This window comes from Mesorhizobium sp. CU3, from assembly GCF_006442965.1.
In the GTDB taxonomy this organism is placed as follows: domain Bacteria; phylum Pseudomonadota; class Alphaproteobacteria; order Rhizobiales; family Rhizobiaceae; genus Mesorhizobium.
Window position 1 is genome coordinate 601,701 of record NZ_VFWX01000001.1, and the last position, 20,178, is coordinate 621,878.

General features: G+C 64.4%; 19 protein-coding genes. 11 read left to right on the forward strand and 8 right to left on the reverse strand.

The annotated features are described in order from the left end of the window. Positions 1-107: 107 nt before the first annotated feature. From FJ988_RS02860 to FJ988_RS02870, 3 genes are all read left to right on the forward strand, one after another. A complete protein-coding gene (locus FJ988_RS02860; RefSeq protein ID WP_140815214.1) occupies positions 108-713 on the forward strand; it encodes a TRAP transporter small permease subunit in 606 nt (201 codons plus the stop codon). After that, positions 713-2,482, forward strand: a complete 1,770-nt coding sequence (locus tag FJ988_RS02865) for a TRAP transporter large permease subunit (RefSeq protein ID WP_140815348.1) — start codon at positions 713-715, stop codon at positions 2,480-2,482. The genes FJ988_RS02860 and FJ988_RS02865 overlap by 1 nt, the downstream gene beginning before the upstream one ends. A 94-nt stretch (positions 2,483-2,576) precedes the next feature. After that, a complete protein-coding gene (locus FJ988_RS02870) occupies positions 2,577-3,605 on the forward strand; it encodes a zinc-dependent alcohol dehydrogenase family protein (protein ID WP_140815215.1) in 1,029 nt (342 codons plus the stop codon). 239 nt (positions 3,606-3,844) lie between these two features. Here the strand turns inward: FJ988_RS02870 and FJ988_RS02875 are convergent, their stop codons facing one another. Then, positions 3,845-4,954 carry a TRAP transporter substrate-binding protein gene (locus FJ988_RS02875; protein WP_140815216.1) on the reverse strand — a complete coding sequence of 370 codons (1,110 nt, stop codon included), beginning with the start codon at positions 4,952-4,954 and terminating at the stop codon, positions 3,845-3,847. A gap of 279 nt (positions 4,955-5,233) precedes the next feature. Here FJ988_RS02875 and FJ988_RS02880 point away from each other — a divergent pair, with 279 nt between their 5' ends. Then, positions 5,234-6,007 carry a gamma-glutamyl-gamma-aminobutyrate hydrolase family protein gene (locus FJ988_RS02880; protein WP_140815217.1) on the forward strand — a complete coding sequence of 258 codons (774 nt, stop codon included), beginning with the start codon at positions 5,234-5,236 and terminating at the stop codon, positions 6,005-6,007. A 12-nt stretch (positions 6,008-6,019) separates the two neighbouring features. On the opposite strand, the gene FJ988_RS02885 is transcribed toward FJ988_RS02880, so the two are convergent. From FJ988_RS02885 to FJ988_RS02905, 5 genes are all read right to left on the reverse strand, one after another. After that, positions 6,020-6,355 carry a hypothetical protein gene (locus tag FJ988_RS02885; protein ID WP_407067701.1) on the reverse strand — a complete coding sequence of 112 codons (336 nt, stop codon included), beginning with the start codon at positions 6,353-6,355 and terminating at the stop codon, positions 6,020-6,022. A 238-nt stretch (positions 6,356-6,593) separates the two neighbouring features. After that, positions 6,594-7,577 carry a 2-hydroxyacid dehydrogenase gene (locus FJ988_RS02890; RefSeq protein WP_140815219.1) on the reverse strand — a complete coding sequence of 328 codons (984 nt, stop codon included), beginning with the start codon at positions 7,575-7,577 and terminating at the stop codon, positions 6,594-6,596. Beyond that, complete coding sequence (locus tag FJ988_RS02895; RefSeq protein ID WP_140815220.1) at positions 7,574-8,596, reverse strand: LacI family DNA-binding transcriptional regulator; 1,023 nt, start codon at positions 8,594-8,596, stop codon at positions 7,574-7,576. Before FJ988_RS02895 ends, FJ988_RS02890 begins: the two co-directional genes overlap by 4 nt. 68 nt (positions 8,597-8,664) lie before the next feature. Continuing rightward, positions 8,665-9,549, reverse strand: a complete 885-nt coding sequence (locus tag FJ988_RS02900; RefSeq protein WP_140815349.1) for a DMT family transporter — start codon at positions 9,547-9,549, stop codon at positions 8,665-8,667. A gap of 471 nt (positions 9,550-10,020) precedes the next feature. After that, positions 10,021-10,431: a DUF2000 family protein gene (locus FJ988_RS02905; RefSeq protein ID WP_140815221.1), complete on the reverse strand. Its 411-nt coding sequence runs from the start codon at positions 10,429-10,431 to the stop codon at positions 10,021-10,023. Between the two features lie 41 nt (positions 10,432-10,472). Here FJ988_RS02905 and FJ988_RS02910 point away from each other — a divergent pair, with 41 nt between their 5' ends. Then, positions 10,473-11,330: an AraC family transcriptional regulator gene (locus FJ988_RS02910; protein ID WP_140815222.1), complete on the forward strand. Its 858-nt coding sequence runs from the start codon at positions 10,473-10,475 to the stop codon at positions 11,328-11,330. Positions 11,331-11,414: 84 nt separating this feature from the next. On the opposite strand, the gene FJ988_RS02915 is transcribed toward FJ988_RS02910, so the two are convergent. Beyond that, positions 11,415-11,888, reverse strand: a complete 474-nt coding sequence (locus FJ988_RS02915) for a MarR family winged helix-turn-helix transcriptional regulator (protein WP_112097283.1) — start codon at positions 11,886-11,888, stop codon at positions 11,415-11,417. A 371-nt stretch (positions 11,889-12,259) separates the two neighbouring features. Between FJ988_RS02915 and FJ988_RS02920 the strand changes: the two genes are divergently transcribed. From FJ988_RS02920 to FJ988_RS02930, 3 genes are all read left to right on the forward strand, one after another. After that, positions 12,260-13,306: a GTP-binding protein gene (locus FJ988_RS02920; protein ID WP_140815223.1), complete on the forward strand. Its 1,047-nt coding sequence runs from the start codon at positions 12,260-12,262 to the stop codon at positions 13,304-13,306. A gap of 229 nt (positions 13,307-13,535) precedes the next feature. Beyond that, positions 13,536-14,510, forward strand: a complete 975-nt coding sequence (locus FJ988_RS02925) for a WD40 repeat domain-containing protein (protein WP_140815224.1) — start codon at positions 13,536-13,538, stop codon at positions 14,508-14,510. A 132-nt stretch (positions 14,511-14,642) separates the two neighbouring features. Then, positions 14,643-15,452: a hypothetical protein gene (locus tag FJ988_RS02930; RefSeq protein ID WP_140815225.1), complete on the forward strand. Its 810-nt coding sequence runs from the start codon at positions 14,643-14,645 to the stop codon at positions 15,450-15,452. Between the two features lie 10 nt (positions 15,453-15,462). Here FJ988_RS02930 and FJ988_RS02935 read toward each other — a convergent pair whose 3' ends face one another. Further along, positions 15,463-15,903, reverse strand: a complete 441-nt coding sequence (locus FJ988_RS02935) for a hypothetical protein (protein ID WP_140815226.1) — start codon at positions 15,901-15,903, stop codon at positions 15,463-15,465. A 150-nt stretch (positions 15,904-16,053) separates the two neighbouring features. Between FJ988_RS02935 and FJ988_RS02940 the strand changes: the two genes are divergently transcribed. The 3 genes from FJ988_RS02940 to FJ988_RS02950 all read left to right on the forward strand — a co-directional run bounded on the left by FJ988_RS02940 (position 16,054) and on the right by FJ988_RS02950 (position 20,176). Beyond that, the gene (locus FJ988_RS02940; RefSeq protein WP_140815227.1) at positions 16,054-17,433 is read left to right on the forward strand and encodes an aspartate aminotransferase family protein; all 1,380 of its coding nucleotides are present in this window, start codon (positions 16,054-16,056) and stop codon (positions 17,431-17,433) included. 11 nt (positions 17,434-17,444) lie between these two features. Beyond that, the gene (locus FJ988_RS02945; RefSeq protein ID WP_140815350.1) at positions 17,445-18,851 is read left to right on the forward strand and encodes a glutamine synthetase family protein; all 1,407 of its coding nucleotides are present in this window, start codon (positions 17,445-17,447) and stop codon (positions 18,849-18,851) included. 89 nt (positions 18,852-18,940) lie between these two features. Beyond that, the gene (locus FJ988_RS02950; protein ID WP_140815228.1) at positions 18,941-20,176 is read left to right on the forward strand and encodes a putative DNA modification/repair radical SAM protein; all 1,236 of its coding nucleotides are present in this window, start codon (positions 18,941-18,943) and stop codon (positions 20,174-20,176) included. The last annotated feature ends 2 nt before the right edge of the window (positions 20,177-20,178 follow it).

Sequence of the window (20,178 nt, forward strand, 5' to 3'; positions counted from 1 at the left end):
CGGCTTGTCGTGTTGACCTGCCAGACCACGCACTGCATATCGTTGGTCCAAACGACGCGACACCGGAGGGGGAATCGGGCGCATCGTAAGGTACAGGGAGGACATGCATGGCAGGGCTGCTCGCTCTATCCAGGACGATCGACCGCATCAACGAGTTCATCGGCCGCTGGGTCTCGTGGCTGATCCTGCTGGCGATCCTGGTCAGCGCCGGCAATGCCGTCATCCGCAAGGTGTTCGACACCTCCTCCAACGCCTGGCTGGAACTGCAATGGTACCTGTTCGGCGCCGCCTTCATGCTGGCCGCCGCCTACACGCTGAAGCAGAACGACCATATCCGCATCGACATCGTCTACGGTATGTTCTCGCGCCGCGTGCAGCACTGGATCGACCTTCTCGGCCACCTCTTCTTCCTGATGCCGTTCGTGACACTGATGGTGATCTATTTCGTGCCTTACGTGTCGCTCTCCTTCCGCAGCGGCGAAATGTCGACCAATGCCGGCGGCCTGATCGTGTGGCCGGCCAAGGCCATCCTGCTCGCCGGCTTCTTCCTGCTCGCGCTGCAAGGCGTTTCCGAGATCATCAAGAAGATCGCCATCATGCGCGGCGACATGGACGATCCCAATCCCTTCATCTCGGCGCACGACCAGGCCAAGCTCGAAGCCGAGGCGCTGGCCGAGGAAGCCAAGGCGATCGCCGGCGAGGTGCGCTCGTGATCGAACTCATCGCGCAGAACATGGCGCCGATCATGTTCGCCTCGCTGATCATCTTCCTGCTGATCGGCTATCCCGTCGCCTTCTCGCTCGCCGCCAACGGCCTTTTGTTCTTCGGCATCGGGGTGATCCTGTCGCCCTATTCGGGCGGATCGATCAACCTCGCCTGGCCGTTGCTGCACGCCCTGCCCGATAACTTCTACGGCACCAGGGTGATGTCCAACGACACGCTCCTGGCGATCCCGTTCTTCACCTTCATGGGCATCGTGCTCGAACGCTCGGGCATGGCCGAGGACCTGCTCGACACGATCGGTCAGCTGTTCGGTCCGATCCGCGGCGGCCTTGCCTATGCGGTGATCTTCGTCGGCGCGCTGCTGGCCGCCACAACCGGCGTGGTGGCGGCCTCCGTCATAGCGATGGGGCTGATCTCGCTGCCGATCATGCTGCGCTACGGCTACGACCGCCGCGTCGCCTCGGGCGTCATCGCCGCCTCCGGCACGCTGGCGCAGATCATCCCGCCTTCGCTGGTGCTGATCGTGCTGGCCGACCAACTCGGCCGCTCGGTCGGCGACATGTATGCCGGCGCGCTGATCCCCGGCCTCGTGCTCACCGGCCTCTACATGGCCTACATCCTGATCATGTCGATCGTCCGGCCGAATTCCATGCCGGCGCTGCCGGCGGAGGCGCGCACGCTCGGCCACGGCGTGCTGTCGCTGATCGTGGCGCTGCTGGTCACGGGTGCGATTTCCTACGGCGCCTATCGCTATCTGGCGCCGACGCAAGGCGACAATGCCGACATCCTCGGCTTCGCGGTCGGCGTCATCATCATCTATGTCGCCGCCATCGCCGACCAGCGCCTGAACCTCAATCTGATGTCCAGGTTGGCCCAGCAGGTGGTGATCGTGCTGATTCCGCCGCTGGCGCTGATCTTCCTGGTGCTCGGCACCATCTTCCTGGGTATCGCGACGCCCACCGAAGGCGGCGCCATGGGCGCCGTCGGCGCGCTCATCATGGCGGCGCTGAAGGGCCGCCTGAACAAGGACGTCATCAACCAGGCGCTGGCTTCGACGACCAGGCTTTCCTCCTTCGTGCTGTTCATCCTGATCGGAGCACGCGTCTTTTCGCTCACCTTCTACGGCGTCAACGGCCATATCTGGGTCGAGCATCTGTTGACCTCGCTGCCCGGCGGCGAGATCGGCTTCTTGATCGGCGTCAACATCCTGGTCTTCGTGCTCGCCTTCTTCCTCGATTTCTTCGAGCTCGCCTTCATCATCGTGCCGCTCTTGGCACCGGCCGCCGACAAGCTCGGCATCGACCTGATCTGGTTCGGCGTGCTGCTCGGGGTCAACATGCAGACCTCCTTCATGCACCCGCCCTTCGGCTTCGCGCTGTTCTACCTGCGTTCGGTCGCGGCGCGGGTGCCCTATCTCGACAGGATCACCGGCAAGCAGATCGCGCCGGTCACCACCGGCCAGATCTACTGGGGCGCCGTGCCGTTCGTCTGCATCCAGGTGATCATGATCGGGCTCACCATCGCCTTCCCGCAAATGGTGATGCGCTACAAGACGCCCACCGTGGATCCCGGCACGATCGACTACAAGCTGCCCGACATGCCGACGCTGGCGCCGCTCGGCGCGCCGCCGGCCGGCGGTGGCGCGGCGCCGGCGGCGCCCGGCACGCCGGACCTGTCGCAGCCGCCGAACTTCGGCGATGCGCCGGCCAAGCCGGCGACACCCGCGCCCGACCTCTCGCAACCGCCCAAATTCAACTAGAGTATTGACGCAATTTCGAACGGAAGGGCGATGGCGAAGTCGCCGCGCCTGACCGCTCCACACGTTTCCTTAAATTGCTCTGGAGGTGATCGCGATGAGAGCCGTGCGGTTGGAGAAAGTGGGCGGCATCGCGTTGCGCGAGGTGGCAAAACCCGTGCCCGGGGCTGAGGATGTCCTGGTCCGGATCGAGGCTTGCGGTGTCTGCGGCACCGACCGCCATCTGTTCCACGGCGAGTTTCCCTGCACGCCGCCGGTGACGCTCGGCCATGAATTTTCCGGGATCGTCGAGGCCGTCGGCGAGGCGGTGCCGGGCATCGCGGTCGGCGACCGGGTCACGGGCGATCCCAACATCGCCTGCGGGCGCTGCGCCCATTGCCACGCGGGCCGCGTCAATCTTTGCAGCAATCTGCGCGCCATCGGCATCCATCGCGACGGCGGCTTCGCCGACTATGTGCTGATGCCGCACAAGCAGGCGTTCAAGCTGCCCAAGGATCTGAAGCCCACGCATGGCGCCTTCTGCGAACCGCTGGCCTGTTGTCTGCACGGCATCGACCTCGCCGCGATCCGGCCCGGCGCCTCGGTCGTCGTGCTCGGCGGCGGCGTCATCGGCCTGCTTGTCGTGCAACTGGCAAAGCTCGCGGGGGCGACGACCATCATCCTGTCTACCAGGCAGGCCTCGCGCCGGGCGCTGGCCGAGGAGCTCGGCGCGACGGCGACGGTCGACCCGAGCGCCGCCGACCCGATCGCAGCTATCGCCGGACCGAACGGCCTGGCGCCCGGCGGCGTCGACGTGGTGCTGGAATGCGCCGGCGTGCGCGACACGGTGGAGCAGTCGATGCGCATCGCCAGAGCCGGCGGCACCGTCGTCATCGTCGGCGTGGTGCCGCAAGGCATGAAGGTGGAGGTCGAGCCGTTCGATCTCCTGTTCCGCGAATTGAAGGTGCTCGGCTCCTTCCTCAACCCGTTCACGCATGGCCGGGCGGCGCAATTGATCGCCTCCGGTGCGATCGAGGTCGACAGGCTGATTTCGAAGCAGGTCAGCCTGGAGGAAGCACCGGAGGTGATCGCCAACCCGCCGGCGCCGGGCGAGGTCAAGGTGCTGGTGGTGCCGGGCCGAGGCTGAGCGCGGTCTTGCAACGTTGGCGGTTGGCGAAACCGCCGACGACAGCCCCCTCTCTCCGTCACTATACGGGGAGAGGATGCCGGCAGGCAGGTGAGGGGCGGCGCCAATACCGAGTTGATAAGATGCGAGGTCGGGGCTTAAGCCAAGGGCGATCAATCGCCGACGTCTGCGCTGCCCCTCATCCGCCCTTCGGGCACCTTCTCCCCGTATAGTGACGGGGAGAAGGAAAAGCCTGCGCCCTACAGCTTGCCGTTGCGCTGCTGCACCATCATGAAGGTGTCGTAATTGTATTCGGCGACCTGGGCCCAGAGATAGTGCTCCTTGCGGAAGGCCTTGATCGATTCCCAGATCTTCTTGAACGGCGCGTTGTTGGCCTCCATCTCGGCATAGACCTCGTTGGCCTTGTCGAAACAAGCGGCCATGATCTCCTGGCTGAAGGGCGCCAGCTTGGCGCCGCCCGCCACCAGCCGCTTCACCGCCGCCGGATTGAGGTAGTCGTATTTCTGCAGCATGTTGGCGTCGGCCGCCTGCGCGGCGGTGTGCACCAGTGACTTGTAGGCCGGCGACAATTCCTCGTACTTGGCCTTGTTGAACATCAAATGCACGGTCGGGCCGCCTTCCCACCAGCCAGGATAGTAGTAGTAGGGCGCTACCTTGTAGAAGCCGAGCTTCTCGTCGTCATAAGGACCGACCCATTCGGCGGCATCGATGGTGCCCTTCTCCAACGCCGGGTAGATATCGCCGCCGGCGATCTGCTGTGGCACGACGCCGAGCTTCTGCACCACTTTGCCGGCAAAGCCGCCGATGCGCATCTTGAGACCGGAGAGATCGGCGACGCTGTTGATCTGCTTGCGGAACCAGCCGCCCATCTGCACGCCGGTGTTGCCGCCCGGCAGGCCGAACAGCCCTTGCGTGGCCAGGAACTCGTTGAACAGATCGATGCCGCCGCCGTGATAGTGCCAGGCATTCATGCCGCGTGCGTTGAGCGAGAACGGCACGGCAGCGCCCAGCGCCCAGGTTGGGTCCTTGCCCCAGTAGTAGTAAGCCACCGTATGGCAGGCCTCGACGGTGCCGGCCGTGGTGGCATCCGCCGCCTGCAGGCCGGGCACCAACTCGCCGGAAGCGAAGACCTGGACCTGAAAGTTGCCGTCGGTCGCGTCCGACAGCATCTTGGAGAACACTTCGGCGCCGCCATAGATGGTGTCGAGCGATTTCGGGAAGGACGACGCCAGCCGCCAGGTCACTTTCGGGTTGGATTGGGCGATTGCCGGCGTGGCGAGCGACGCGGCGGCGGCCGCAACGCCCACGCCGGATGCCCCGGCCTTGCGGATGAATGAACGACGATCCATGCACTTTCCTCCCTTGCGGATCAGCTGACCGATGCAAAGGGCATCCTCGTTGCCCGGATCGGTTGGGGAGAACCATACACAGGCAAAAGGTCGAGTCCAGCGTTGCGACCAAGGTTGCCGCCATTCCGGCGACGCGTGCAACTATAGTCTAACGCGCCGGTCTGACGTGCTTGGCGCTGGCCTATGCGAGGCCGCGAAACTTGCCATGGCAAACTGCCTTCAGATCGCCTATTTTGTAGGCAGATAACTCCTTAGCTCTCGAAGGAATCCAAACCCAAAATGCAGCAGCCGCTCGTCGCAATCTCGACCGACGTCCGCCAGTTCGACAACTACACCTGGCATGCCGCGCCCCAGCAATATCTGGAGGCCGCGGTCGCCGGCGCAGGCGTGTTCCCACTCATGGTGCCGTCCTTCGGCGACCGGCTCGACCTCGACGAATTGCTGTCGTCGGTCGACGGCGTCATGGTCACCGGTTCGAAGTCCAACGTGCATCCTTCGCTCTATGGCGGCGACGCCAGCGAGGCCAACGGCCCCTACGATCCGGCGCGTGATGCCACCACGCTGCCGCTGATCCGCAAGGCGATCGAACGCGGCGTGCCGCTGCTTGCCATCTGCCGCGGCATCCAGGAACTCAACGTGGCGCTGGGCGGCACGCTCGGCACCGAGATCCAGGAGCGCGAAGGCTCGCTCGACCACCGCGCGCCGGTGAGCGACAATCAAGACGAGCGCTTCGGCATCAATCAGACGATTTCGATCAAGCCCGGCAGCTGCCTCGCCGGCGTGTTCGGCGCCGGCGAGATCAAGGTAAACTCGCTGCACCGCCAGGCGATCGACCGGCTCGGCTCGAAGCTGCAGGTCGAGGCGCTGGCCACCGACGGTACGATCGAGGCGGTCTCGGTCAGGGATGCCCGCGCCTTTGCCGTCGGCGTTCAGTGGCACCCGGAATATTGGGTGAAGTCGGATAGCAATTCCGCCAAGATCTTCAAGGCTTTCGGCGACGCCGTGCGACTGCATGCGGCAGCGAAGAGCGGGGCTCGCGCCGCGGCGGAATAACCCCGCTTACGCTCAGTTGTTGTTCAGCGCCAGAAGCGGCGCGGCCGGGGCGTAGGATTCGTAGCCTTCGCCATCGGCGACGCCAAAGGTGATGATCGGGTCGACGCCGTTGGCGCTGAAGGCAACCGTGCCGTCTGCCTGTTCGCGCCAGAATTTTACCCGCTCGATGCCAGGCATCAGCTTGCGGCAGTTTTGAGCAACGCTGAGCAGGGACAGACCTTGCGATATTTCGGCGCCGCGGTGGACGGCGCAGGCGGCTTCGTCGCCATTGGCGGTAAGCCGATAGTCGCTCGACGGAGCGATCTGCGAGGCCGTTGCCCGGCCGTCGCCGCCCTGCAGGAACTGCATGCCCCCGAACAACGCAGCCGCCACTACCAAACCCGCAACCAGTCTCACGCCATTTCTCCATACTTACTCAAATATAGAGAATGATTTCAGAGGGTTAAGCAGAAGTTAAAAGCGCCGGAGGCTTGTTAATAAATGTGGCGAAGACGCTGGACCTGGAGGAAAGCCATCATCCTGATCCAGCTCTTTTGGTGGAGCATGATCTTTTCCGAAAACCGGTTGCCACCTTCGGAATCACGCTTCAAGCCCGCGCCTTGACGTTGACCGTCTCCGGCACCGGCGTCAGAGGCCGGCGTTCGGTGAACCACGACACCAGATTGTCGACGCACAGATCCGCCATGGCGCGGCGCGTATGCTCGGACGCCGAGCCGACATGCGGCAAAAGCGAGGTGTTGGGCGCATCGAGCAGCGCCTTGGGCACATTCGGTTCGTCGGCAAAGACATCGAGACCGGCGGCGGCGATGGTGCCGTTCTTGAGCGCGGCGGCAAGTGCGGCCTCGTCCACAGTCGAGCCGCGGCCTATGTTGACGAAGACGCCATTCGAACCGAGAGCCGACAGGATCTCGGCATTGATCGCCTTTTCCGTCGCAGCACCCCCGGGGGCAACGCAGATCAGCGTGTCGACCGCTTCGGCGAGACCTTTCAAGGTTGCATGATACTCATAGGCGAGGCCCTCGACCTTGCGGCGGTTGTGATAGGCGACGGGCAGGCCGAACACTTCGAGGCGGCGCGCCACGGCAAGGCCGATGCGGCCCATGCCGAAAATGCCGACGCGGCGGCCGCGCAAGGTAAGCCGGCTCAGCGGGTAGTGGCCTTTCTTCACCCAGTCGCCGTCGCGCAGATATTTCTCGGCGGCATAGAATTCACGCACCGTGTTGATCAAAAGGCCGATCGTCGTGTCGGCGACCTCTTCGGTCAGCACGTCCGGCGTGTTGGTGACCATGATGTCTTTTCTGGCGGCGTGATTTGCATCGACCGAATCATAGCCGACGCCGAAGGACGCGATCAGCTCGAGATTGGGCAGCGCGTCCATCATCGCCGCGTCGATGCCGGCGAAGGAAGCGATGGCGCGCACGTCGCGGCGCATTTCGTCGGTGACCAGCGCCGGATCGGCGCGCTCGATCCTGACCCGTCTGAAGGTCCGGTCGATGCGCTCCACCGCATGGTCGTTGAAATGACCCGGCACCAGGACGGCGACGGTCTGCAACGCTTCAGGCTTGGTCATGCACGCTCCACCGGCTTGCCGGTCGACTGCCTCACATGCAGTTCCGGCTTGATCAGTTCCTGCGAGGGCCGCACCGCCTGGCCGTTCAGCTTGTCGAGCAGGGCGCTGGCGGCGCGGCGGCCGACCTCGCGCTGACCATTCCAGACCGTGGTCAGCGCCGGTGTCGCGATTGCCGCTTCCTCGAGATCGTCATAGCCGGTGACGGAGATGTCGACGCCCGGCACGAGGCCGGCGCGCGCGATGCCGTTCATCAGCCCGATCGCCACCAGATCATTCCAGCAGCAGGCCGCGGTGGGCTTGTCTTTCAGCGCCAAAAACTGTCCTGCCGCTTCGAAGCCAGCCTGCTTGGTGCGCGGGCCGGGGATGCGCCAGGACGGCCTGACTTCCAGCCCCGCCGCTTCCATGGCGTTGACATAGCCCTGGTAGCGGTCGCGGCCGGTCGAGGTCTGGTCGGTGCCGCCGATCATGGCGATGCGCTTGTGGCCGAGCGAGATAAGGTGATTGGTGGCAAGCGCGGTGCCGTAGGCATCGTCGCCGCGGAACACCGGCACATCCGCCCCGGCCACGGAGCGCGCGATCAGCACCGCCGGCAGTCCGTTGTCCTCGGCCATGACGATGTCCTCGGCCGGCGTGCCAATGGCCGGCGACATGATGACACCGTCGGCGCCGAGCTGCAGCAGCGTGTCGATGAAAGTTCGCTGCTTTTCCAGCTGATCGTAGTGGTTGGACAGGATGAAGGTTTGGCGGCTGCGGTCTAGCTCGCTTTCGATCGAGCGCAGGATTTCGGCGAAGAACGGGTTCATGATGTCGTGCACGACGACGCCGACGATGCCCGAGCGCGAGGTGCGCAGGCTGGCGGCCCGGCGGTTGTAGATATAACCGATGGCGCGGGCATGCTCCTTGATGCGCTCGCGCGTGGCACCGGCCACCAGCGGGCTGTCGCGCAGCGCCAGCGATACCGTTGCCGTGGAGACGCCCAGCGCATCCGCGATCGTCGAAAGCTTGATCTTCTGTGCCAGTGCCCTTCGCTCCCCAGGGTCTATTTAAATTTTTTAAAACGGCCTTATGCCACCGGATTTGGAGCAAATCAAAGTTTTTTCGCCAGCGCTTCGGCTTCGGTGTCGAGCAAGGCGGAGTTGCGCACGCGCAGCCGATGCTCGCGGTGGATGATGTAAAGCCCGCTGGCGACGATGATGGCGGCGCCGAGCAGCGTCCAGCGGTCGGGGAACTGATGGAAGATCAGCCAGCCGGAAATGATCATCCAGACCATCTGCGAATAGGGATAGGGCGCGAGCTGCGTCGTGGTCGCCAGCCGATAGGCCCGCACCAAGAGATAGTGGCCGCCGGCGCCGAAGACGCCCAGCATCAGCACGACGAACCATTGAAAGCCGCCCTGCGGCAGCGTGTGCGAGAAGGCCAGCGCCGGCGCCAGCAGCACGGACGGCGCGAGCGCCGAAAACAGGATCAGGCTTTCCGACGTCTCGGATGCCGACATGCGCCGCGTCATGATGACGTAGAAGGAGTTCGACAGCATCGAGCCGAGCGCGAAGAGATGGCCGATGCCGAACACGCCGACGCCCGGACGGGTAATGATCAGGACGCCGACAAAGCCGGTGAGGATCGCCAGCCAGCGCCGCCAGCCGGCCCATTCGCCGAGCAGCGGGCCGGCGAGCGCGGTGATGACCATTGGGCCGAAGAAATAGATCGAGGTGGTTTCGGCGAGTTGCAGCGTGCGTAGCGCCAGGATGTTGAACATGGTCGAGCCGAACAGGAACAGCCCGCGCAATATATGCGCCGGCAGATTGTTGGCACGAAAGCGCGACGGCTCGCGCCAGCCGCGCAGGAAGACGCCGACGAGCAGCACATGGACGGTGAAGCGCGTCCAGGCGACGACCAGCGCCGAGACGCCGGCCAGCACCAGATATTTGCTCGAGGTGTCGAGAAAGGTGAAGCAGACATAGACGCAGAGCATCAAAAGCATCGCCGCGGGCGGCGTTGCGCTGTCATCTTGGGTTCGGGAAATGGTCAAGGGCCGGCCGCAGGGGAAGATAGACGTCCCCTTCTGCGGCAATCGCCACTGGCCAGCAAGCCAAAAGCGACTGGCCCAATAGGCAGTTAAGGCAGGCTTAGAGACCGCTATGGCTGGTGATTGGCCTCAGCGCCCCTCACGGTCGTCATCCACGGGCGAAGCAAGGAGCGAAGCGACGCGCGCAGACCCGAGGATCCATGCCGTTACATCGACGCTCTGCCAACGGCGCGGAATCTGCTCCGTTGCACATTTCGGCGAAGGTCACGGAATGGATCCTCGGGTCTTCGCTCCGCTTCGCGTTGCTACGCCCGTTGATGACGACGCCGGGGAGGCTTGCGGCTCATCTCGAACGTTTACGCTTCGGGGCAAAGGTAAACCGCAAGCAGAGCAGGGCCAACCACCCTTTCCAGCGGTTCAGCCATGCATGCGGGCGCTCTTGGTGATCTTGTCCACCAACTTCTTCTCGCCGCGCAAAGCGATACCGACGATCTTGGCGTCATCAGGCGCGAATTGCGCGAAGACGGCTCGGTTGGCCACATCGTGCCCGGTCGCAAACATCTCCTCGATATAGGCCGACATCGTCACGCCGCGCTCCAGGGCCCGGCGATGGATCGCGCCGAGCGTCGCCTGATCGGCGGACAAGACGATGACCGGCTGGATGGACATCGGATTATAGAGATTGCCGGCGCGGTCGCGATAGGGCTCGCCGATGATTTCGGGGAACTGCGCGGCAATGCCGCTGGTCAGGAAGGCGGTGACGTTGAGCTTCTGCCAGACAGGCAGGTCGTCCCTCAGGACAATTGCAATTTTCGTATCGAATACCAAGATGGAGGCTCCAGGAAGCCCATGACGGGCAGGAAAAGGCGATGGCGCAGGCTCTAGGCGGAGAAGCCAGGGAAGGTCTTGGACGTTTGTGCGCGGACCGGATCGTTTCGGCGCCGGGCGGCAGCGGCATCGAGCGCATCGAGGCGCAATTCCACGGCAACGCCTTCGACCTGCACCGCCACGACACCTATGCCATCGGCGTGACGCTTTCCGGCGTGCAGCGCTTCCATTATCGCGGCGCAGTGCAGAACAGCCTTGCCGGACAGGTGATCGTGCTGCATCCCGACGAATTGCATGACGGCGGCGCCGGCACCGAAGACGGGTTGCGCTACCGGATCCTCTATCTGGAGCCGTCGCTGCTGCTGGATTGTCTCGGCGGCGCCAAGCTGCCGTTCGTGCGCGACGCGGTGGTGAGCGATCCGGGCTTGCGCGGAACCTTGCTTTCGGCGCTGACGCCGCTGGACGAGGAGTTGGACGAATTGTTCGTCGCCGATTTCGTTGCACAGTTGGCGCAGCAATTGAAGCGCCACGCCGGACAGCCGGCAAAACCAACGGGCAAGAAAGCATGGCGCGCCGCGGCCCTTGCCCGCGACTATCTCGAGGACAATGCCGAGCGTGCCGTGCGTTCCGGCGAACTGGAAGCCATTACCGGCCTCGACCGCTACGCCCTGTCACGCCATTTCCGCGCGACCTACGCGACCAGCCCGCATCGCTTCCTTTTGATGCGCCGGCTGCAGCGGGCAAGGCGCATGATCGCGGCGGGAGAGCCGCTGGCGGAAATCGCGGCCGGCGCCGGCTTCAGCGACCAGAGCCATTTCAACCGGCACTTCAAGAAGGCTTTTGGGTTGACCCCGGGGCGCTGGGCAGCGCTGGTTCGCGGAGCCGGAGCGGCGGCTTAGCAAGAGAGCGACGACGCTGCGCGTCGCGCTTGCGGAGCAATGCCAATGTGGGTGCGTGGAGCGATGACGCTACGCGTCACGCTTTCACGCTTCATCCAGTTCCGCGTCGTCGTCGATCAGCACCAGATCTTCGTTCGACAGGTTGGCCTCGATGCGGGCGAGCAGCTTGAACAGCGCCTTCTGGTCCTTCTTGTCGAGGCCCTTCAGTGCCTGCTTCTCGGTCTTCTTCACCGACTTCTCGATGGCGCGGATCGTTTCGCGGCCGGATTCGGTGAGGAAGATATGCGCCTGGCGGGCATCGGCGGACGACGCGCGCTTTTCCAGGAAACCTTGCGCCTGCAGCCGGTTGATGGTCTTGGTGATCGTCGGCGGGCGCACGCCGAGGCGGCCGGCGAGGTTGCCCGGCGTCTGGCCGTCCTCACGGTCGAGCGCCAGCATGATCTGGTCCTGGCCGGCATAGAAGCCGTGCGCCAGCAAGCGCGCCGCGAGCGCCGTGCGCGCCAGCCTGGCCGCCGAATGCAGCCGGCTCATTGTCGCTGTCTTGTCCGCCTTGGCCATGGTCATCCCCTCTTCGGCCGAACCGGTCCGGACAGCATAGAGGCTGCGCGGCGGCTGGCAAATGACGATTTAAAGAGTCCGGCTTGGAGAACGCTTTGCCGGCAAGCATTGCGCTGTCCGGCGTGGTGATGCCAGATGTTTATTTCAGTTAGATGACAAACGACTTTTCATTGGACGCGATCCACAGCGGGGCGCCGCGAACTCCCGTATAAACCCGACCGGCTCCGTGCCTGAGCCATCATGGCTGGTGCCGAATCCGCCCTCGGCGGGCTTCCGCGAGCGGCGGCGGCCTGGCCCAGCGGTTTGCCGCGTGCAAAACCCGCTTCGCCATCCTATATGAGGCCGACAATCCAGAAATTTCGAGGCAAGCCATGAGCGATGCACAGACGCAAATCCCCGTAACCGTTCTCACCGGCTATCTCGGCGCGGGTAAGACGACCCTGCTCAACCGCATCCTGTCGGAGAACCACGGCAGGCGTTACGCCGTCATCGTCAACGAATTCGGCGAGATCGGCATCGACAACGATTTGATCGTGGAATCCGACGAGGAAATCTACGAGATGAACAATGGCTGCGTGTGCTGCACGGTGCGCGGCGACCTGATCCGCGTCGTCGAGGGCCTGATGAAGCGGCCGGGCCGCTTCGACGCCATCGTGGTGGAAACCACCGGCCTCGCCGACCCGGTGCCGGTGGCGCAGACCTTCTTCATGGACGACGACGTGCGCACCAAGACCAAGCTCGACGCCGTGGTGGCGCTGGTCGACGCCAAGCACCTGCCGCTGCGGCTGAAGGACTCGAAAGAGGCCGAGGACCAGATCGCCTTCGCCGACGTCGTGGTGCTGAACAAGACCGACCTCGTCACGCCCGACGAACTCGATAAGGTCGAGGCGACCATCCGCGCCATCAACCCGGCGGCGAAAATCCATCGCACGCAGCGTTCCGGCGTGGCGCTCGACCAGGTGCTCGACCGCGGCGCCTTCGACCTGTCGCGCGCGCTGGAAAACGACCCGCATTTCCTCGACGCGCATGACCACGATCACGACCACCATGACCACGACCATCACGATCATGACGGGCATGATCATCATCACCATCACGACCATGCCTCCGACATCCACGACGTGACGGTGAAGTCGGTGTCGCTGCACGGCGGCGAGATGGACCCGAAGAAGTTCTTCCCCTGGATCGAGAAGGTGACCCAGATGGAGGGGCCGAACATCCTGCGGCTAAAGGGCATCATCGCGCTCAAGGGCGACGAAGACCGCTATGTGCTGCAGGGCGTGCACATGATCCTCGAGGGCGACCACCAGCGCCCCTGGAAGGACGGCGAGAAGCATGAGAGCCGGCTGGTGTTCATCGGCAGGGATCTTGACGCCGAGCGGCTGCGCAAGAGTTTTGAAGCCTGCCAGGCGGCTTGATTTCCAGACTTTCAGGCGCTAGCGCTGCCCTTCTTTCCTTCTCCCCTTGTGGGAGAAGGTGGCCTCGCGAAGCGAGGTCGGATGAGGGGTGCTCCAGCTTGGCAAGGACGGCGATCCGTCACCCACCCCTCATCCGTCTCGGCGCTGCGCGCCGATCCACCTTCTCCCACAAGGGGAGAAGGCAGAGCCACATCTGGCCGCGCCGGCTAATTCGAACGGACCCGTATGCATGCCCACAGTTGCTCCCCTCGACCTCGAAGGCCATTGCGTCGCCGCAGTCTTCCTCGGCGACGTGCCGCATTTCGCTTTGGCCGACGGCGCGATCCACCGACTCGACAACGGGCAGAAGACCACGCAGGCCAATGACGGGCTGCTCGCCGCCTTCCATGACGCGGCCAACGACCGGCTGATCACCGGCGGCGAGGACGGCAAGGTGTTTGCCGTCAAGGCGGGCGGCGAGGTGACGGAACTCGCCAGCGCCGGCAAAAAGTGGATCACCAGCGTTGCCGCGGGGCCGCAGGGCGCGGTCGCCTATGCCACGGGCAAGACCGCCTTCGTGCGTTTCGCCGACGGCAAGATCAAGGAATTCACCCATCCGCGCTCGGTCGAGGGGCTCGCCTTCTCGCCCAAGGGCATGCGCTTCGGCGTCGCCCGCTACAATGGCGCGACGCTGCATTTCCCGGCGGCGGAGGGCAAGCCGGTGGAACTCGAATGGGCCGGCGCCCATACCGGCATCAGCTTTTCGCCCGACGGCGCTTTCATCGTCACCACCATGCAGGAAAACGCGCTGCATGGCTGGAAGCTTGCCGACGGCAAGCACATGCGCATGTCGGGCTACCCAGGCAAGGTGAAGAGCCTGTCGTGGAGCGTGAAGGGCAAATGGCTGGCCAGTTCCGGCGCGCCGGCGGCGATCATCTGGCCGTTTCAAGCCAAGGACGGCCCGATGGGCAAGGCGCCGCTGGAGCTCGGCACGCGCGGCAATTCGATGGTCACCTGCGTCGCCTGCCATCCCAGCCAGGACGTCGTGGCCATCGGCTATGAGGACGGCATGGTGATCGCGGCGCGCTTCGCCGACGCCAAGGAAGTGCTGCTGCGCCGCCCCGGCAAGGGCTCGATCACCGCCATGATGTGGGACAAAGAAGAGCGCCGCATCCTGTTCGGCAGCGCGGCCGGCGATTGCGGCGTGATCGACATTACCGCCTGAATATTCAGCGCCGCAATCAAAGTTTCTTGAAAACAGCCCGCCCGAAATTTCTTACACCGTCGGTAGACTTGCTTATCAGCCTTGATGAGAGCATCTTCTGCTTCTGGCATATTTCCAGAGCGGGAGGAGACCTTGGCAAGCACAGCTACACTCTATGCTTGGGCGACGCCAGCATTTGTAAGTGGATCGCCGCTCGATCATACTTGGGTCACGACTTATGACAATCAGCAGTATCACTACGCAAATGCCGCCGCTGTCGCTGCGGCCGGAAAGGACTATTGGTTCTGCTGGGGTAGCTATCACCCAACCGGAGGCGTGCCGGGCAATCCGACGGGCGGCATCGGCAATCAGTCCGGCAACCTCGCGCTGGCGCGATGCCTGGTTCAGTCGAATGCAGATTCCGCGTCGGTGCCCGCGGCTCAGGGCACCATCCTGATTTATGGCATCGACGGCGTATGCCACCAACTCGCAAATCAAGTTCTCTATGCGACGACCGGAAATCGGCTGACGGTAAAGAACGCCCGTGGCTACGGAGCAAGCAGCTTCCTATATGGCACTTACGGGCTGCGGCATGCGGCATGGGCAAGCAAGATACAGCAGTGCTCGGCCGGGAGCGCCATGGCGGTCGCCAGCACAGGCGGAGTAATGCGAATGCAGGATTTGCCTGACGACTTTGAAGAGCACGCCAGGGCGGTGCTGGGCGAGCATGAACCAGAACTGTTGGCCAAGCTTCTGTCCCTAAGGGGTGAAGTGCTGAATTTTACGGCGCAGCGGATTCCCGGCTTCACGCCACCGAACGCCGACGCTATCAACGCTCGCAATCAACATCTAATCGATCAGGCGGCTCTGTTGCTGGGGCCGGAGCATTTCGAGCGCATCTTCGGTTTCGCGCCCGGAGAGAAGATCAATCTGGTTGACCCGTCCATCGCCCAACGAAGATAGGGCGAGCGACCTACTCGGCTCCGCAGGAGACCTTGCCGGCGAGTTCAACTGGCTCACCCTCCGCCGTGCCGTCAAAGACCGAGAGCGTGTAGCGGCCGTCATAGGTGCCTTCGTCCTTGGCCTTGGTCAGGATCGTCAGCTCCACCGAGCGGTAGGTGTCCTTGGCTTCATGCTCGCGGTAGACGAGCAGCCGCATCTCCTCGCCGTCCAGCCAGTATTGCGCGAGGTTCTGGTCCTCGAAGACCGTCTTGCGCAGGCTATCGCCCGCTTTGCGGGCCTTGATTTCCAGATCGCCGCGGAAATTGAAGGTCGGGCCGCCAAGGCCTCGGGTGACGCCCGCATCGAGCTGGAAGGCGACCTGATGGTCGTCGACCGAGCACCAGAGCGCGCCGGAAGCCAGGGCGCTGCTGGCCGATGCAAGAAACGCCGTCACGCACAGAACTGCCCGCATATTTCCCACCCCCTTGCCGCAGACCAGCCCTATTGAGCCGCTGGCGGCCGGCCGGGTCAAGAGCGCTGAACCAATGTCCCCCCTATGCGCGGCCAATTGCAGTTTTCCCTAAGCCATGGGCAGAGTGCGGCGCCAAACGGAGAGGCATTCATGCAGGCATCGGATTCAGGATCTTCCATCGGTGGCATCGAGGTCGCGCGCATCGCCGAACTGCGGGAGACGGAGGCGGCCGTCTTCCGCAAGGCGCGGCCGACATCGGAGGCGAAGCTCGGCAACGGTATCGCCGGTTTCCTGGGCGGCGTGCCGATGCATTGGATGACCGACTGGCCGACGCCGTTCCCGATCCTGGTCGACGGCGCCAAGGGCGCCACCATAACCGACATCGACGGCAACAGGCTCGACGATTTCTGCCTCGGCGACACCGGCTCGATGCTTGGCCATTCGCCGCCGGCGGTGGCGCGCGCCATCCGCCGGCAGGCGGCGCGCGGCCTGACCTATATGCTGCCCAGCGAGGATGCGCTGGCGATCGGCACGCTTTTGCAGCAGCGCTTCGGCCTGCCCTACTGGCAGATCGCCACCACCGCCACCGACGCCAACCGCTTCGCGCTGCGGGTCGCCCGCGCGGTGACGGGGCGCGAAAAGATCCTGGTCTTCAACGGCTGCTATCACGGCTCGGTCGACGAGACGATGGTGCGGCTGGTCGACGGCAAGCCGGTCAACCGTCCGGGGCTCGCCGGTGAGTTCCGTGACCTGACACGCGCGACGAAGATCGTCGAGTTCAACGATGTGGCAGCGCTTGAGGCGGCGCTGGCCGATCGCGACGTCGCCTGCGTCATCACCGAGCCGGTGCTGACCAATTCCTGCATGGTGCTGCCGGATGCCGGGTTCCACGACGCGTTGCGGCGGCTGACGCGCGCGGCCAGCACGCTGCTGCTGATCGATGAGACGCACACCATTTCAACCGGCCCCGGCGGCTACACGAGGAAGCATGAGCTGGAACCGGACCTGTTCGTGCTCGGCAAACCGGTGGCCGGCGGCGTGCCGGCGAGCATCTGGGGGATGAGCGAGGAGGTCGCCACCCGCTACGGCGCCTACAACAGCACAAAGGAACCCGGCTATTCCGGCATGGGCACGACGCTGTCGGCCAACCCGCTGCAGTTCGCAGCGATGCGCGCGACGCTGGAAGAGGTGATGACCGAGAAGGCCTATGCCCATATGGACCGGCTGGCGCAGCGGCTCGATGCCGGGCTGACCAAGGTGATCGAGCGGAACAAGCTGCCCTGGCATGTGGCGCGCGTCGGCGCCCGCGTCGAATTCATCTGCGCGCCCGGACCACTTCGCAATGGCGGCGAGGCGGAGAAGGCGCATGCGTCGAAGCTCGAGGCGGCCATCCATGTCGCGCTGGTCAATCGCGGCGTGCTGATCGCGCCGTTCCACAACATGATGCTTATCTCGCCGGCAACGACATCGGCGCAAGTGAGCCGGCTGATCGCCGCTTTCGGCGCGGTTGCGGCCAGGCTTACGGCGTGAGACAAGCTCCCATGGACAATCCGAGCGCCCTTGCGACCTCACCTTCCGGCTCGACGCCCGCCGAGGCCAAGGGCTTTCTCGACGCTCATCCCGAGATCGAGGCCTTCGACATCGTGCTCACCGACGCCAACGGCATCGGCCGCGGCAAGATCGTGCGGCGGCATGAGCTGACGGGCATTTTCGAGAACGGACGGCATCTGCCGATCTCGATCCTCGGCCTCGACATCACCGGCGAGGATGTGCACGAGACCGGGCTGGTGTGGGACACCGGCGACGGCGACCTTCGGGCATGGCCGATCCCCGGCACGCTGGTGCCGCTCTTCGGCACCCAGCCGCCGCGCGGCCAGCTGCTGATGTCGATGCATCATCTCGACGGTCAGCCGATGACCTCCGATCCAAGGCTGGTGCTGGCAAGGCAGGTGGAACTGCTGGCGGCGCGCGGCCTGCATCCGGCCGGCGCGTTCGAGCTCGAATTTTTTCTCCTGGCCAATGAGCGCGATGCCGACGGCAAGGTGCAGGCAGCGCGCGCGGTGCTCGACGGCCGCCGCTCGGCCAAGACGGAAGTCTATTCCGTCGACCATCTGCACGGCATGGAGCCGCTTTTCTCCGACATCTACGCCGCGGCCAAGGCGCAAGGCATTCCGGCCGAGACGGTGATCTCGGAATACGCGCCCGGCCAGTACGAGCTGACGCTCAACTATCGCAAGGATGTGCTGCGGGCGGCGGACGACCTCGTCATGCTGAAGCGGCTGGTCAGGGCGCAGGCGCGCCGGCACGGCGTCACCGCATGTTTCATGGCCAAGCCCATCGAAGCCTATGCCGGCTCGGGCATGCATTTCCACGTCTCGCTGCAGGACGATGCAGGCAAAAACGTATTCACCGAGGCCGCCGGCGAAAAATGGTCGCCCAAGCTGCTCAACGCGCTGGGCGGTCTGATCCACACCATGGCGGAATCGATGCTGGTGTTTGCGCCGCACGCCAATTCCTGGCGGCGGTTCGTGTCGCAATCCTACGCGCCGGTGGCGCCGACATGGGGCGTCAACAACCGCTCGGTGGCGCTGCGGGTGCCGGCGGGCGACGCCAAGAACCGGCGCATCGAGCACCGGCCGTCCGGCGTCGATGCCAACCCCTATCTGGTCGCGGCAACGGTGCTGGCCGGCATCGTCAAGGGCCTGGACGAAGGGCTTGAGCCTGGGGCCGAAACGACCGGCAACGGCTACGAGCAGGCTTCCGACGCATCCGCGATGCCGGCCGATTGGCGCGCCGCGATCGAGGCGGCCAAGAGCTCCGATTTCCTCAAATCGGCGCTCGGGCCCGACCTGCACCGCACCTTCGTGGCGATCAAGCAGGCCGAATATCTGCGCGTCGCGCGCACGGTCAGCGAGCTGGATTACCATCTCTACCTGCACGAGGTCTGATCGCCGGAGCGACTGGCGCGGCGATCACATTTTGCCGCCGATAATCAAAAGTTATAGCCAATTGCATTTCTAGAACATATCATGAACAAATGGCTATACTGTCCGTCCGCGAGAAACTGGCGATCCTGTCCGACGCCGCCAAATACGACGCCTCCTGCGCCTCGTCCGGCTCGGCCAAACGCGACTCGCTGAAGTCGGGCGGCATCGGTTCCACCGAAGGCTCGGGCATCTGCCATTCCTACGCGCCGGACGGCCGCTGTATCTCGCTCTTAAAAATCCTGCTCACCAATTTCTGCATCTACGACTGCAGCTATTGCATCAACCGCTCATCCTCCAACGTGCGGCGCGCCCGCTTCAGCGTCGAGGAAGTGGTGCGGCTGACCATGGATTTCTACCGGCGCAACTATATCGAGGGCCTGTTCCTGTCCTCCGGCGTCATCCGCTCGCCGGACGAGACGATGGGCGAGATGGTCGAGGTGGCGCGGCGACTCAGGATCGAGGAGAAGTTCGGCGGCTACATCCATCTCAAGACCATTCCCGAAGCGTCGGCCGAGCTAATCGAGACAGCGGGCCTCTACGCTGATCGACTGTCGATCAATGTCGAGCTGCCCACCGATGAAGGGGTGAAGAGACTGGCGCCGGAAAAGAAGCCGGAAACCATCCGGCTCTCGATGGCGAAGCTGCGCCGCAAGATCGAGGAGAAGGCCGAACCGACGCTGAAAAGCCGCAAGCGCGAGCGCTTCGCGCCGGGCGGCCAGTCGACGCAGATGATCGTCGGCGCCGACAAGACTTCCGACGACGGCATCTTGCACGCCAGCGCCCGGCTCTACGGCAGCTACCACCTGCGCCGGGTCTATTATTCGGCCTTCAGCCCGATCCCGGATTCGTCTTCGGCGCTGCCACTGCAAAAGCCGCCGCTGATGCGAGAGCACCGGCTCTATCAGGCCGACTGGCTGATGCGCTTCTACGGCTTCTCGCAGCCGGAGATTCTCGCAGGCAGCAATGACGGGATGCTCGACCTGGCCATCGACCCGAAACTGGCCTGGGCGCTGCGCAATCGCGGCCGGTTCCCGATCGACGTCAACCGCGCCGAGCGCGAGGCGTTGCTGCGCGTGCCCGGGCTGGGCACGAAGGTCATCGACCGGATCATTGCGACGCGGCGCCATCGCCGGCTGCGGCTGGAGGATGTCGGCCGCATCTGCCATTCGGTCGCCAAGGTGCGGCCGTTCATCATCGCCGAGGGCTGGTCGCCGGGCGCGCTGACGGACAAGGCAGCTTTGCGTGAGACCATCACCCGCTCCTGCGAACAGCTGTCGCTGTTTTGACC

Excerpts from the sequence above, each read along its gene's own strand:
- FJ988_RS02860 (WP_140815214.1), top strand. The coding sequence starts at position 108 with ATGGCAGGGCTGCTCGCTCTATCCAGGACGATCGACCGCATCAACGAG.
- FJ988_RS02900 (WP_140815349.1), bottom strand. The coding sequence starts at position 9,549 with ATGCTCTGCGTCTATGTCTGCTTCACCTTTCTCGACACCTCGAGCAAA.
- FJ988_RS02870 (WP_140815215.1), top strand. The coding sequence starts at position 2,577 with ATGAGAGCCGTGCGGTTGGAGAAAGTGGGCGGCATCGCGTTGCGCGAG.
- FJ988_RS02925 (WP_140815224.1), top strand. The coding sequence starts at position 13,536 with ATGCCCACAGTTGCTCCCCTCGACCTCGAAGGCCATTGCGTCGCCGCA.
- FJ988_RS02935 (WP_140815226.1), bottom strand. The coding sequence starts at position 15,903 with ATGCGGGCAGTTCTGTGCGTGACGGCGTTTCTTGCATCGGCCAGCAGC.
- FJ988_RS02875 (WP_140815216.1), bottom strand. The coding sequence starts at position 4,954 with ATGGATCGTCGTTCATTCATCCGCAAGGCCGGGGCATCCGGCGTGGGC.
- FJ988_RS02945 (WP_140815350.1), top strand. The coding sequence starts at position 17,445 with ATGGACAATCCGAGCGCCCTTGCGACCTCACCTTCCGGCTCGACGCCC.
- FJ988_RS02910 (WP_140815222.1), top strand. The coding sequence starts at position 10,473 with ATGGCGCAGGCTCTAGGCGGAGAAGCCAGGGAAGGTCTTGGACGTTTG.
- FJ988_RS02950 (WP_140815228.1), top strand. The coding sequence starts at position 18,941 with ATGGCTATACTGTCCGTCCGCGAGAAACTGGCGATCCTGTCCGACGCC.
- FJ988_RS02890 (WP_140815219.1), bottom strand. The coding sequence starts at position 7,577 with ATGACCAAGCCTGAAGCGTTGCAGACCGTCGCCGTCCTGGTGCCGGGT.
- FJ988_RS02885 (WP_407067701.1), bottom strand. The coding sequence starts at position 6,355 with ATGCAGTTCCTGCAGGGCGGCGACGGCCGGGCAACGGCCTCGCAGATC.
- FJ988_RS02880 (WP_140815217.1), top strand. The coding sequence starts at position 5,234 with ATGCAGCAGCCGCTCGTCGCAATCTCGACCGACGTCCGCCAGTTCGAC.
- FJ988_RS02940 (WP_140815227.1), top strand. The coding sequence starts at position 16,054 with ATGCAGGCATCGGATTCAGGATCTTCCATCGGTGGCATCGAGGTCGCG.
- FJ988_RS02915 (WP_112097283.1), bottom strand. The coding sequence starts at position 11,888 with ATGGCCAAGGCGGACAAGACAGCGACAATGAGCCGGCTGCATTCGGCG.
- FJ988_RS02920 (WP_140815223.1), top strand. The coding sequence starts at position 12,260 with ATGAGCGATGCACAGACGCAAATCCCCGTAACCGTTCTCACCGGCTAT.